At 63.2% G+C, this 391-nt stretch carries 1 pseudogene; it reads left to right on the top strand.

The features are described 5' to 3' along the window. A pseudogene (locus ACYP5B_RS51480) lies at positions 1-335 on the top strand (hypothetical protein); the annotation flags it as partial. Between the last annotated feature and the right edge of the window lie 56 nt (positions 336-391).

The following is a 391-nucleotide window of genomic DNA, read 5'->3' as shown; positions in this document are numbered from 1 at the left end:
AATACACGTCCGCGACGGAAGCCATCAAGGCCGCCGAAGCCCGGCTGGAACAGCTGCAGAGCGAAGTGCGCGCCTCTGAGGAGCAACTCGCCAGCAAGCGCGATGCCATCGCAGCCAATGATTCGCCCGCACCCGCGCGTACCGCGCCGCCGGCTGAACGCCATGTCGGCCTGCGTCTGGACGGCCTCGTCGCGGACTTCTCAGCATTGCGGGACAAGTTCCAATCCTGCCGGCATGCTCGCGAACTACGCGAACATCGCGCCACGCTCGCTTCCCTGGCCGCATCAGTGGCCACCTTCCATCAGGAACTGCTCGCCGCGACGAAGTCCGCTTGAGAGAAACAACAACCATGACGCGACGCCAAACCAGAGAATTCCACGAACAATTCCTG

Source organism: Cupriavidus sp. 8B (genome assembly GCF_054589115.1).
Note: the sequence above shows the minus strand (reverse complement) of the source record. Positions and strands in the feature narration are given on the sequence as shown.